We start from the raw sequence: 12,009 nt of genomic DNA, 5'->3' as shown, positions 1-12,009 counted from the left end.
ATAATTAAAGAAAGGTAGAGATAAGATGGACTTACAGGAATATTTAAATGAATTAAACAGTGGGAAAGTAGTTAAGGCAGGATCAGAGGTGCATCAATATATGCATAAGGTAAGTCAGACTGCAATAAAACTTACAACAAAACTGAACAATACATACCATACACCAGAGGAGATTATAGTATTAATGACAGAGCTGACCGGAAAGCAAATTGATCCAAGTTTTGCGATGTTTCCACCTTTTTATACGGACTGCGGGAAAAACATTACAATTGGAAAAAGGGTTTTTATCAATTCCGGATGCAGGTTTCAGGATCAGGGAGGAATTACGATTGGCGATGATGTTCTGATTGGACACAATGCGGTGCTTGCGACCTTAAATCATGGATTTGCACCGGAAGACAGAGGAGACATGCATCCAGCGCCGATTATTATTGAAAATAATGTATGGATTGGAGCAAATGTGACGATTCTTCCAGGTGTGACGATTGGCAAGAATGCCATTGTAGCGGCAGGAGCTGTGGTAACAAAGAATATACCGGCAGATACAGTAGTGGGTGGAGTGCCTGCAAAGGCAATCAAGTCATGAAAAGAAGGTATCAAGTAATTATTCTGTTGATAATGGTTCTGGGTCTTATGGGATGTGGAATACGAAAAGAGACAGTGCAAGATACTCCAGAGGAGAGCAAAGAGGTGTCCAAAGACCATCAAGACAAAAAAGAAATTCGAATTATTATAGATGAGGTAGCTTTTCAGGCAGAGTTTTACGATAACGACTCTGTGAAAGCACTCATTAATGAAATGCCTTTTACCCTCAATATGGAAGATTTTTCCCATCAGGAAAAGGTTGCATCCATTCCCTTTGATTTACCAAAGACTCAAACAGAAAGGCCAGATATGATTCAAGCAGGTGAGATTTATATTTGGTCCGGAAACAGTCTGGTTCTTTTCTACACGACCTTTCAAAATAGTTACGGAGGTTACGTGCCAATAGGCCGGATTTTGGATACGGATACCCTGACGGATGCGCTTGGCAGTGGAAATGCAGAGGTTCTATTTGAAGTAAAATGAGGTTATATAGGATGAATATGATCTGGAAAAAGAACTGGGGGTATGATTAACTTGTTAAATCCCGTTTACACCTATTGCCCGCCTTTTTGTGTACATGATACAGTAAGCACAAAGGAAGGTGATGAGAATGGGAGTTTTATTTTTTCTATTTGTGACGATGGCTTTCGTACGGGCAATCGTACAGGTTGCATGGGAAAAGACAAAGAAGATACCGGAAAAAGCGGTGGTGGTTGTAAGTGTTATACACTTGGTGCTCTCAGCTATTGTAGCATTTGTAATGGTTTTAGAGCCATCATCGAGTAATACAAGATATTATGCAAATGGTGTAAATGTCACAAGCTTTGTAGATAATCCGATTTCCACGTTTTTCGTTATGTTTGTGGTAATGGGAGGACTGTTCTTTGCGATTCCCTGGGGACTATGCGAACTGGCATATCATGGACTGTTGGCAATGGGGATCGTAGGAAATAAAGAGCAGAGCAAACGAAGTCTGGAAGGTATACTGGCATTGGCTTCTATGTGGGTCGCAATCATTGCGTTTCCAGCTTCGATTATTCTAATTACTTCAATTGGTCCGGTGGCAGCAGTATATATTCTGATATTTGCATTTCTATGCGGAGTACCGGCTGTAGTCAGCAGTATTATAATAAAACGAAAAAACATGAAGATTTTTGCCAGAGCGATTATTGGAATGGTGGGGGCGGGATTTTATTTATTGATTCCGGTGCTGATATTGATACGTGTCGCAAGTTTTAGAATAATGAATTAATTTAAAATATCATAAAAGAGAGAAATGTCATATCAAAATTTGATGTGGTATTTCTCTCTTTTTTTGATGGATTATACAAATTGCATAAAAAGAAGAGGTGATATTTATGCAATAGGTAAAAAAGAATAAAACGCTCGTAAAAACAAACAACGAACATATAAAAAGCTTGTAAAAGAACATAAAAAGTGATAAAGTTCGATTAAAGAAACATAAACAACATATAAACTCGAGTTATATGAGCGAATCGTTTGAAGGAGGAATTTATGAGCAAGATTGATGAAACCACCAGAGAAAGCTGGATAATGAGTACTTTTCCTGAGTGGGGAACCTGGTTAAATGAAGAGATTGAAGCCGAGGAAGTAAAGCCCGGTACAGTAGCAATGTGGTGGCTTGGATGTACCGGTATCTGGTTCAAGACTCCCGGCGGATGCAATATAACAGTTGATCTTTGGTGTGGCAATGGAAAGCGTACACATGGTAACGGTAAAATGGCTGTAGGCCATCAGATGGCAAATATGTGTGGTGGAAGAAACATGCAGCCAAACCTAAGAGCAGTACCTTTTGTGATCGATCCTTTTGCAATCAAACAAGTAGATGCAGTTTTAGCAACTCATTATCATCAGGATCATATGAGCGCAGAGTATGCGGCACATGTTATTCAATCCAAAATGACGACAGTAAATGAAAAGGGTGAAACCATCCCTGTACCCTTTATCGGTCCTGAGAAATCTGTTGACTTGTGGAAAAAATGGGGGGTACCGGAAGAACGTTGTATTACAGTAAGACCGGGTGATACAATAAAAATCAAAGATATTGAGATTGTTGCACTGGATTCATTTGATAGAACCTGTCTGGTTACAACAGATTCTACGGGGGAAGACAGAGAAGAACTGACCGGAGTTTGTCCCACAGATATGGACGATAAAGCAGTAAACTACCTGATTAAAACACCGGGAGGAAATGTATATCATAGTGGAGATTCTCACTATTCAATCTATTTTGCGAAGCATGGAAAAGATTATGATGTGGATGTGGCATTTGCCTCTTACGGTGAAAATCCGGTAGGAATGGCAGATAAAATGACATCTTGTGATGTACTTCGAATGGCAGAGGCTTTAAGATGTAAGGTAGTAGTGCCGATTCATTATGATGTATGGACAAATTTTATGGCAGATGTAAACGAAATTCGTGTGCTCCATGAAATGAAAAAAGATCGATTAGATTACAGATTCCACCCATTTTTCTGGGAAGTAGGTGGGAAATATGTATATCCAACAGATAAAGACAAAAAAGCGTATCATCACAGAAGAGGATTTGAAGACTGCTTCGAAGCACCTCAGAATATACCTTTCCGTTCTTGTCTATAATAAGGGAGGATACTATGCTAAAGAAATTTGTTGAAAAAAATCATTATAAATTTGCAAAAAATGCAAGTGACTGGAAAGAGGCAGTTCGCATGAGCTGTGAGGTCTTGGAACAAGACGGAACCGTAGAGGAAAATTACAAAGAAGATATCATTCGTTGTATTGAGGAATATGGTCCTTATATTGTGATTATGCCGGATGTAGCGATGCCTCACTCCCAGGAATGTGCAAAGGGAGTACACAAGACAGCCATTGCTTTTATGAAGCTGGAAGAACCAGTAAGCTTTGATCCGGAAGATGAAGAGAAAGATGCTACTTTATTTTTTACTCTGGCATCTTGTAACCCCGAAGAGCATTTGGAGAATATGGCAGGTCTGGCAGAACTGCTTAGCAACGAAGATATTATTAATGAACTAAAGGAAGCGAAAACTCCGAAAGACTTACTGGAGATTCAGAAGAAATACGTGGATTAAAAAGGAAAGAATGAGGGTAATATTATGGATATATTAATGCGTGCTTGGTCGTATTTTGCAACTAACATTTTACAGCAACCCGCTTTTATGATTGGTCTGATTGTTATGCTTGGATACATTTTACTTGGGAAATCATGGTATGATGTACTTGCAGGCGTAATCAAAGCGATTGTAGGATATTTGATTTTAACGGTTGGTTCCGGTGGACTGGTTAGTAACTTTAGACCGGTACTTGTAGGACTAAAAGATCGTTTTAACATGGATGCAACAGTTATTGACCCGTACTTTGGACAAAATGCGGTAACAGCAGGAGTAGAAGAAGTGTTTGGCAAGGGATTTGGAAATGCTATGATTCTCCTTTTGATTGCCTTTGTCGTAAATATCTTATTGGTTCGTTTCAGTAAAATCACGAAGATGAGAGCGTTGTTTACCACAGGACATGTGCAAGTACAGCAGGCTTCAACGGCCTATTGGCTAATCCTGTTTGCCTGTCCGTTTCTGATTAAAAATGATATAGGTCTGATTGTTGTAATGGCACTTGTGCTTGGTCTTTACTGGGCAGTTGGTTCAAATCTTACAATTAAACCTTGTCAGGAGTTATCAGACGGTGGCGGATTCTGTCTTGCCCATCAGCAGATGTTTGGTATTGCATTAAATACATGGCTGGCTGAGAAGCTATTTGGGAAGAAGAAAAACGGAAAAAAAGTGAAAAAGCTTGATGATATTGAGCTACCGGGATTTATGTCAATCTTTAATGAAAACATGGTATGTACATCAATCCTTATGCTGATCTTCTTTGGAATCATCCTATGTGTATTAGGAAGAGACTACCTTGTACAACAAGAGTTCATGGCAGAGGGACAAAGCATGGTGTTCTATGTTATACAGACTTGTTTATACTTTGCAGTATACTTAGCAATCCTCCAATTAGGAGTTCGTACCTTCGTAACAGAGCTTACGGAATCCTTCCAGGGAATTGCAAACAAACTTCTACCTGGTTCTGTTCCGGGAGTAGATTGTGCAGTTGCATTCGGATTTGGTTCTGCAAATGCGGTTCCAATTGGATTCTTAGCAGGTTTTGTAGGACAGATTATTGCGATAGCAGTTTTAATCGTACTAAAGAGTCCGGTGCTTATTATATGTGGGTTCGTTCCAGTATTTTTTGACAATGCTACGATTGCGATTTTCGCAAATGAAAAAGGTGGTGTTAAGGCGGCACTTATATTACCGTTCTTATCCGGCATATGTCAGGTGTTTGGATCGGCAATTATTGCCGGATGGGCAGGAATGGCAGCTTACGGCGGATACTTAGGAATGTGGGACTGGGCAGTGGTATGGCCTGTAATGACGGCGGTTATGAAGTTCTTGAGTTATGCAGGTATCGCAATTGTGGTAATTGCACTTCTTGCAATACCTCAGATTCAATATCGTATGGATAAAAAGGGTTACTTCTTAATGACAAAAGATTATGAAGCGTATAAAGAGTTGAAACAAGCAAAAAGCAAGTAAAGGAACTGAAAGGAGAAAGCAAAATGGCAAAAGAAAACATGAGTATTTTAGTATGTTGTGCAAACGGGGCAGGGTCAAGCTTAATGATGAAAATGACGATGCAGAAAGTGCTGGATAAAGTGGGACTAAAACCAGGAAAGATTCATCACTGTGCACTATCAGAAGGGAAAAGTGCGGCATCTCAATATGATGTAGTATTCTGTGCACAAAATTTCTGCAATATGTTTAAAGATGCAGCAGCCAGAGGAACAACTGTTATTGGACTTAGAAACATTATGTCGCCAAAAGAAATTGAAGATAAGATGAAAGAACATGGAATCATTGATTAACAAGTAAGAGCAGAGCAAAGAAAGGGAATGGATTATTGGAAAGAGATTTCCAATAATCCCATATTCCCCTGATTTATGAGTGAAATAATCATAAAATCACTTATGCTTATTTTTTTACTCTTTTTTAATGACAAAATTCATAAAAAACGATATAATCAATCATATAATTGAATTGGAGGATTATTATGAAGAGAGAGAAAGCATACGTGGATGGAAGAAGAAGCCAAATCGTTGAAATATTAAATAAAAACCCGGAAGCAAACGTAAACCAACTAGCAAAGAGATTAGGGGTATCCGTAATAACGATTCGAAGAGATCTGCAGTATCTGGAAGAAAATAAGCAGGTAAAACGTTTTTACGGAGGGGCGGTCGTAACAGACCAAGCGGATAACGCTCAAGATGAAGTAAGCTTATATCGGGAACTGATAGCAAGATATGCAGCCACCCTTGTAGAAGATGAAGATACCATATTTATCAATACCAGTCGTAATGCATTGCAAATGATTCGTTATGTAGAGAAGGATAATGTAACGGTTATCACCAATAACGGAAAAGCAATCAACTATGAAAAAGGTGATGGTGTCAGCATTATTTTAACGGGGGGAGAGCTTCGGTATCCAAAGGAAGCAATGGTAGGTGATTTTGCGGTACGAAATTTGCAGAACATTTTTGCCAAAAAAGCTTTCGTGGGATGCTCCGGGATATCCTCATTAACAGGTATGACAACGGAGATTGCAAATGAAGTAAATGTAAATCAACTGATGATAGACCATGCGACGCAAGCAGTTTATATTCTTGCTGACCACACTAAGATTGGAAGAAACAGCAGTTTTACAAGTTGTGGAATTGATATGGTTCAACATTTAATTACAGACGAAAAGGCAGACCCTGAAGAGCTGGAGTTATTAAGAGAGAAAGGTGTTCACATCCATCAGGTACGTAGAAGTGATTTTTAAAAAGTAGATTTAAACTCATATGCTTTGCCGGTTGGAGGAAGCATGAAAGCATATACATTAGGACTTTATGAGAAGTCCATGCCACCGAACCTAGGGTGGAGAGAAAAACTCATGTATACGAAGCAAGCAGGTTTTGATTTCCTTGAGATTAGTATAGATGAAACAGATGAAAAGCTGAAACGGCTCGATATGACACAAGAAGAAAGAGCCGGTTTATTAAGCATAACAAATGGAATTGACTTACCGATACGAACCATGTGCCTAAGCGGACATCGTAAATATCCAATCGGAAGTATGGATGATTCGATTGCGGCCAGAGGAATGGAGATTATGGAAAAGGCAATCCGATTGGCGGAAGATTTAGGAATTCGGATTATTCAATTAGCAGGTTATGATGTTTATTATGAAGAATCTACAAAAGAAACGAAAGAACGATTTGCCGGGAATCTAAAAAAAGCAGCAGAGATGGCAGCAGGTGCCGGAGTAGTATTAGGCTTTGAAACTATGGAAACAGAATTTATGAATACAGTAGAAAAAGCAATGCATTACGTAAATCAGGTTAATTCTTCCTATCTGAATGTCTATCCGGATTTGGGAAATATTACGAATGCTGCATATACTTACGAAACCAGTGTAGAGGAAGACCTGGAGACTGGAAGAGGTCATTTATCTGCCATGCATTTAAAGGAAACGATTCCCGGAGTATTTAGGGAAGTACCCTTTGGAACAGGGCATGTTGATTTCGAAAGGGGAATTAAAAAAGCCTGGGAACTGGGAATTCGAAAGTATGTAACGGAATTCTGGTATACAGGCAATGAGACATGGAAAGATGACTTATCTTATGCAAGTCAAATGATGCGTGAGATTTTAAACCGGCAAGTAAAGGAAAGGCAGGTGGCGTAATGAAAATAGAGAAAAAAGTATTAGCTCATCTGACGAAATGCTACTCCATTGCTCCTTTGTTTTACGAAGGAGAAGAAAATATATTAGTTGCGGCGGAAAAGACAGATGAGTGCCTGCTCTTTGATGCCAAAGGAAATCAGAAGGATGTTGTCTGGGAAAAACCCGGAGGAACCATGAGCATGGTGCAGATACCTGGTTCAAATGGGGAGTTTTTGGCAACACAGAAATTCTATTCCCCAAACGATGCAGATGATGCAAAAATTGTTCTCGTTACTCCGAGAGGAAAAGGGAAGTGGGAAGTGAAAACATTGGTAAATCTTCCTTACGTTCACAGATTCGATATACTAACCCAAAAGGGTGAGAATTATTTGATTGCATGTACGATAAAATCTGGAAACGATTTTAAGGGAGATTGGAGTAAGCCGGGGAAAGTATACGGAGCAAAGCTTCCCAAAGACTTAAGTGAATTTCATGAAGGAAATCAGTTGGAGCTTCAGGTATTAATGGATAATCTTCTAAAGAACCATGGATACTATCGTATAGAAGAAGATACAGTGTCTGCCCTTGTATCGGCAGAAAATGGAGTTTATCTATTTACACCTCCGGTGAAAGAGGAAGAAAATTGGTCCACCGAGAAGATACTGGATGAACCCTGTAGTGATGCGCTGCTTCTTGACCTGGATCAGGATGGAGAAAAGGAGCTGGCGGTTATAGCACCATTTCATGGAGAGACAATACGAATTTATAAAAAGCAGGAAGGTCAATTCCAGAAAGATTATGAATACACAAAACCACTTCCTTTCAGCCATGCAATATACGGCAGTGAAGTATGTAAAAGACCAACTCTTCTAATCGGAAACCGGGAAGGAGAACAGGAGTTATTAGCATTTGCCTATGATAGAGAAAAGGAAACCTATCATGTAGAAGTTATTGATAAAGGATGTGGACCGGCGAATGTATATCATTACGTTTTAGACGGTGTGGATAAGATTATTGCAACAAATCGTGAGATTGATGAGGTGGCAATGTATACCTTAACCGAGGAGAAATAAAATGTTAGAAGAATTAAAGCAGGTGGTATATGAGGCAAATATGGAACTGCCCAAATATGGGCTGGTTACATTTACCTGGGGTAATGTAAGTGCCATGGACCGAGAAAGTGGTTATTTTGTCATAAAACCAAGTGGAGTAGACTATAATCAGCTAAAGCCGGAAGACATGGTTGTTATGGATCTGAATATGAATAAGATTGAAGGAAGGTACAATCCTTCCTCCGACACAGCAACACACTGTGAGCTTTATAAAGCATTTCCGCAAATCGGAGGAATCGTACATACCCATTCCTCCTGGGCGAGCAGCTGGGCACAAAGCGGACGGGGGATTCCTTGCTATGGAACGACACATGCAGATTATATTTATGGAGAGGTGCCTTGCGTAAGGAATCTGACGAAGGAAGAATTAGAGGATTATGAGGCAAATACAGGAAGGCTCATTGTGGAGCATTTTCAAAACCGTGATATAGAGGCAGTGCCTTGTGTGCTTTGTAAAAATCATGGTCCTTTTACCTGGGGTAAGGATGCTTATGAAGCCGTACACAATGCTGTTGTTTTAGAGGAAGTAGCAAAAATGGCGGCCTGTACAGAGATGATTAATCCCAGAGCAACAGAGGCACCTAAAGAATTATTGGATAAGCATTATTACAGAAAACACGGAGAAAATGCATATTACGGACAGGAGTAATTCTCATGATAAAAGCAGTAGTTTTTGATATTGATAATACGATGTACGATTATGATGGTGGAAATGAAATTGCACTTCAGAAGGTAAGTCGATACTGCAAAGAGAAGATTGGACTATCGGAAAGAGATTTTTATGAAAAGATAAAAAGAGCTCAGGAAATGGTTGAGGAGCGAACAGGAATCCAATACGCAGCCAGTCACAACCGGCTATTGAGATTTCAATGCTTATTGGAACTTCTCAACCGGTCATCTTTTTCTATGGCTCTTACCATGTATCAAATTTACTGGGATACATTGATTGAGGATATGAAGCCGGAGCCGGGACTCTTAGATTTTATTAAAGAGCTGAAAAGTCAGGGCATCCTCGTAGGTGTGGGAACGGACATGACGGCATATATTCAGTATCGAAAACTGGAAAAGCTAGGCGTATTAGAGGATATGGATATGATACTGACCAGTGAAGAAGCAGGAATAGAGAAACCGAGTGAAAAATTTTTTGAACTGTGTGTGAAAAAGTTGGGATGTAAACCCTGTGAATGTGTTTTTATAGGTGACAATTTAGAACGAGATGTTAAGGGATCGATTGAATCAGGACTTCGTGGAATCTGGTATAAGCCAGCGAACCAGAGTAGCCAATATGAGACAATCGAAAATTTCAAAGAGTGTTTAAAGGGAGGAAGAAATGAAATCATTTGAATATGTAATAAATGACGAATTAGGTCTTCATGCAAGACCGGCAGGATTATTAGTGAAAGAAGCAAAAAAGTTTAGCAGCAAGATTATGGTAAAAAAAGAGGAAAAAGAAGTACAGGCAACACAGCTGATGATGCTCATGGGAATGGCGGTAAAAAAGGGCGCAGAAGTTACTGTGACGATTGAAGGAGAAGATGAGGAAGAGGCAGCAAAGGCAATGGAAACCTTTTTTAAAGATAACCTGTAGAGGAATGAGGTGAAAAGTGATGGAGAGATACACGGGGAAGTCGGTACTGAAAAAAATTGCAATCGGAAAAGCTTACTTCTATGAGAAAGAAGACTCTCAGGTGAAGAGGGAGAAGATACAGGATATTGAAAAAGAACTTACCCGCTTTGAAGAAGGAAAAGCAAAAGCAGTTCTCCAGCTTGGAGAGCTTTACCAGAAGGCATTAAAAGAAGTGGGTGAAGAAGGAGCGGCTATCTTCGAAGTTCACCAAATGCTTTTAGAAGATGATGATTTCTGTGATTCTATTGTAAACATCATCAAAAGTCAGGAAGTAAATGCAGAATATGCCGTAGGTGTAACGGGTGATAACTTTGCTGCTATGTTTGCCGGTATGGAAGATGCGTATATGAAGGAACGATCGGCAGACATAAAGGATATATCCGAACGGGTCATACGAATCTTAAGCAACAAAGAAACCAGCGCCAGCGAGCCAAAAGAACCTTGTATTTTACTTGCGAAGGACTTAGCCCCCAGCGAAACAGTGCAAATGGATAAAACGAAGCTTCTTGGATTTGTAACAGAACTGGGATCTACGAACTCCCATACAGCCATCTTGGCAAGAACGATGAACATCCCTGCTGTAATTGGAGTTCCCATTCAAAAAGAATGGAATAATCAAAGGATTATTGTGGATGGGTATAAGGGTGAAATTATTATTGATCCTGATGAAGAAACACTTAAGAGTGCACGAGAGGTTGTGGAAGAAGAGAAGAAAAAGCAGGAACTTTTAATTTCATTAAAAGGAAAAGAATCCATAACAAAATCCGGAAAAAAAGTTAATCTTTATGCAAATATCGGCAGTGTATCCGATACGATAGGGGCCCTTGCAAATGATGCAGAGGGAATCGGGCTTTTCCGCAGCGAATTCCTTTATCTGGAAACGAAAGACTATCCAACGGAGAATGAGCAATTTGCTGCATATAAGACAGTCGCTCAAAATATGGGTGGGAAAAAGGTTATTATCCGTACTCTTGACATCGGAGCAGATAAGCAAGTGGATTACTTTGAACTGGAGAAGGAAGAAAATCCTGCTCTTGGATATCGTGCCGTACGTATCTGTCTGACAAGACCGGATATCTTTAAGACCCAGCTCCGTGCCATTTTAAGAGCCAGTGCATTCGGGAATATCTCGATTATGGTGCCGATGATTATATCGGTTGAGGAGATACGAAAGGTAAAAGAGATTTTCGAAGAAGTAAAAGCTGAATTAAAAGCCCAGGAAATTGCACATGAGGATGTGGAGCTTGGTATTATGATTGAAACACCAGCTGCGGTTATTGTAAGCGAAGAACTGGCAAAGGAAGTGGATTTCTTTAGTATCGGCACCAATGATCTGACACAGTACACCCTTGCAATTGACAGGCAAAACCCCAAGCTGGATGAGTTTTACGACCCCCATCATCCGGCATTCTTAAGATGATCGAAACAACGATAGAAAACGGTCATAAAGGTGGGGCATGGGTCGGCATCTGTGGAGAATTGGGAGCGGATACCGCTCTTACCGAGAGATTTGTGGAAATGGGAGTTGATGAACTCTCCGTATCTCCATCCTTCATTCTTCCCATACGGGAGATTATTCGGGACATGGATTAGCGTAAGCCATAAGCAATAAATTTAATTATTTACTAATAGAATTAGAATGCACTTATACCAAAGCTACTTTATTGCTTGTTTAGACAACAACATTTTAGCAGTTTTGTGTTATAAGTGCATTTTTTATAAATCATCCACCTCAACATTTAGTATAGAGACAAAAAATACGGTCTTTTATCATGTGCTCCATATTTTTTACGGGGATGGTCTAAATTTACAAAATTGTCTAAAAAGAACAAATTATGCGAAAAGTGTGGAAAAAGGCACACAAAAGAGATATAATAAACTAATTTAATAAATTAAATTTAGTTAAAGAGAAGGAGAGAA

The 12,009-nt window shown here is 39.5% G+C and carries 13 protein-coding genes and 1 pseudogene; all 14 read left to right on the top strand.

Annotated elements, in window-relative coordinates; genetic code table 11:
- The first annotated feature begins 25 nt into the window (after window positions 1-25).
- Complete coding sequence (locus tag NHH15_RS11230) at window positions 26-586, top strand: DapH/DapD/GlmU-related protein (RefSeq protein WP_262066769.1); 561 nt, start codon at window positions 26-28, stop codon at window positions 584-586.
- Window positions 583-1,068 (top strand): cyclophilin-like fold protein, encoded by a 486-nt coding sequence (locus tag NHH15_RS11225; protein ID WP_262066768.1) that lies wholly within the window; start codon window positions 583-585, stop codon window positions 1,066-1,068. Before NHH15_RS11230 ends, NHH15_RS11225 begins: the two co-directional genes overlap by 4 nt.
- Before the next feature lie 127 nt (window positions 1,069-1,195).
- Window positions 1,196-1,837: a hypothetical protein gene (locus NHH15_RS11220; RefSeq protein ID WP_262066767.1), complete on the top strand. Its 642-nt coding sequence runs from the start codon at window positions 1,196-1,198 to the stop codon at window positions 1,835-1,837.
- Between the two features lie 263 nt (window positions 1,838-2,100).
- On the top strand, window positions 2,101-3,204 hold the full coding sequence (ulaG, locus tag NHH15_RS11215) for an L-ascorbate 6-phosphate lactonase (RefSeq protein WP_262066766.1): 1,104 nt from the start codon (window positions 2,101-2,103) through the stop codon (window positions 3,202-3,204).
- 14 nt (window positions 3,205-3,218) lie between these two features.
- Window positions 3,219-3,674 carry a PTS sugar transporter subunit IIA gene (locus tag NHH15_RS11210; RefSeq protein WP_262066765.1) on the top strand — a complete coding sequence of 152 codons (456 nt, stop codon included), beginning with the start codon at window positions 3,219-3,221 and terminating at the stop codon, window positions 3,672-3,674.
- Window positions 3,675-3,698: 24 nt separating this feature from the next.
- A complete protein-coding gene (locus NHH15_RS11205; protein WP_262066764.1) occupies window positions 3,699-5,183 on the top strand; it encodes a PTS ascorbate transporter subunit IIC in 1,485 nt (494 codons plus the stop codon).
- A 23-nt stretch (window positions 5,184-5,206) separates the two neighbouring features.
- Window positions 5,207-5,512, top strand: a complete 306-nt coding sequence (locus NHH15_RS11200; RefSeq protein ID WP_262066763.1) for a PTS sugar transporter subunit IIB — start codon at window positions 5,207-5,209, stop codon at window positions 5,510-5,512.
- 185 nt (window positions 5,513-5,697) lie between these two features.
- On the top strand, window positions 5,698-6,468 hold the full coding sequence (locus NHH15_RS11195; protein ID WP_262066762.1) for a DeoR/GlpR family DNA-binding transcription regulator: 771 nt from the start codon (window positions 5,698-5,700) through the stop codon (window positions 6,466-6,468).
- A 42-nt stretch (window positions 6,469-6,510) separates the two neighbouring features.
- Window positions 6,511-7,371 (top strand): L-ribulose-5-phosphate 3-epimerase, encoded by an 861-nt coding sequence (locus NHH15_RS11190; RefSeq protein WP_262066761.1) that lies wholly within the window; start codon window positions 6,511-6,513, stop codon window positions 7,369-7,371.
- The gene (locus NHH15_RS11185; RefSeq protein ID WP_262066760.1) at window positions 7,371-8,423 is read left to right on the top strand and encodes a hypothetical protein; all 1,053 of its coding nucleotides are present in this window, start codon (window positions 7,371-7,373) and stop codon (window positions 8,421-8,423) included. Before NHH15_RS11190 ends, NHH15_RS11185 begins: the two co-directional genes overlap by 1 nt.
- Window position 8,424: 1 nt before the next feature.
- Window positions 8,425-9,111, top strand: coding sequence for an L-ribulose-5-phosphate 4-epimerase (locus NHH15_RS11180; RefSeq protein WP_262066759.1), 687 nt, complete (start codon window positions 8,425-8,427; stop codon window positions 9,109-9,111).
- 5 nt (window positions 9,112-9,116) lie between these two features.
- Window positions 9,117-9,806 carry an HAD family hydrolase gene (locus NHH15_RS11175; RefSeq protein WP_262066758.1) on the top strand — a complete coding sequence of 230 codons (690 nt, stop codon included), beginning with the start codon at window positions 9,117-9,119 and terminating at the stop codon, window positions 9,804-9,806.
- Window positions 9,793-10,050 (top strand): HPr family phosphocarrier protein, encoded by a 258-nt coding sequence (locus NHH15_RS11170; protein WP_262066757.1) that lies wholly within the window; start codon window positions 9,793-9,795, stop codon window positions 10,048-10,050. Before NHH15_RS11175 ends, NHH15_RS11170 begins: the two co-directional genes overlap by 14 nt.
- 19 nt (window positions 10,051-10,069) lie before the next feature.
- Window positions 10,070-11,682, top strand: a pseudogene (gene ptsP, locus NHH15_RS11165) (phosphoenolpyruvate--protein phosphotransferase).
- The last annotated feature ends 327 nt before the right edge of the window (window positions 11,683-12,009 follow it).

Origin of the sequence: Aequitasia blattaphilus, assembly GCF_024721305.1 — a bacterium.
Lineage (GTDB): Bacteria > Bacillota > Clostridia > Lachnospirales > Lachnospiraceae > Aequitasia > Aequitasia blattaphila.
The sequence above is the reverse complement of the archived record's forward strand: the minus strand, read 5'-3'. Positions and strand labels throughout refer to the sequence as shown.

Coding starts and splice junctions, on each gene's coding strand:
- NHH15_RS11230 (WP_262066769.1), top strand. CDS start 26: ATGGACTTACAGGAATATTTAAATGAATTAAACAGTGGGAAAGTAGTT.
- NHH15_RS11225 (WP_262066768.1), top strand. CDS start 583: ATGAAAAGAAGGTATCAAGTAATTATTCTGTTGATAATGGTTCTGGGT.
- NHH15_RS11220 (WP_262066767.1), top strand. CDS start 1,196: ATGGGAGTTTTATTTTTTCTATTTGTGACGATGGCTTTCGTACGGGCA.
- ulaG (WP_262066766.1), top strand. CDS start 2,101: ATGAGCAAGATTGATGAAACCACCAGAGAAAGCTGGATAATGAGTACT.
- NHH15_RS11210 (WP_262066765.1), top strand. CDS start 3,219: ATGCTAAAGAAATTTGTTGAAAAAAATCATTATAAATTTGCAAAAAAT.
- NHH15_RS11205 (WP_262066764.1), top strand. CDS start 3,699: ATGGATATATTAATGCGTGCTTGGTCGTATTTTGCAACTAACATTTTA.
- NHH15_RS11200 (WP_262066763.1), top strand. CDS start 5,207: ATGGCAAAAGAAAACATGAGTATTTTAGTATGTTGTGCAAACGGGGCA.
- NHH15_RS11195 (WP_262066762.1), top strand. CDS start 5,698: ATGAAGAGAGAGAAAGCATACGTGGATGGAAGAAGAAGCCAAATCGTT.
- NHH15_RS11190 (WP_262066761.1), top strand. CDS start 6,511: ATGAAAGCATATACATTAGGACTTTATGAGAAGTCCATGCCACCGAAC.
- NHH15_RS11185 (WP_262066760.1), top strand. CDS start 7,371: ATGAAAATAGAGAAAAAAGTATTAGCTCATCTGACGAAATGCTACTCC.
- NHH15_RS11180 (WP_262066759.1), top strand. CDS start 8,425: ATGTTAGAAGAATTAAAGCAGGTGGTATATGAGGCAAATATGGAACTG.
- NHH15_RS11175 (WP_262066758.1), top strand. CDS start 9,117: ATGATAAAAGCAGTAGTTTTTGATATTGATAATACGATGTACGATTAT.
- NHH15_RS11170 (WP_262066757.1), top strand. CDS start 9,793: ATGAAATCATTTGAATATGTAATAAATGACGAATTAGGTCTTCATGCA.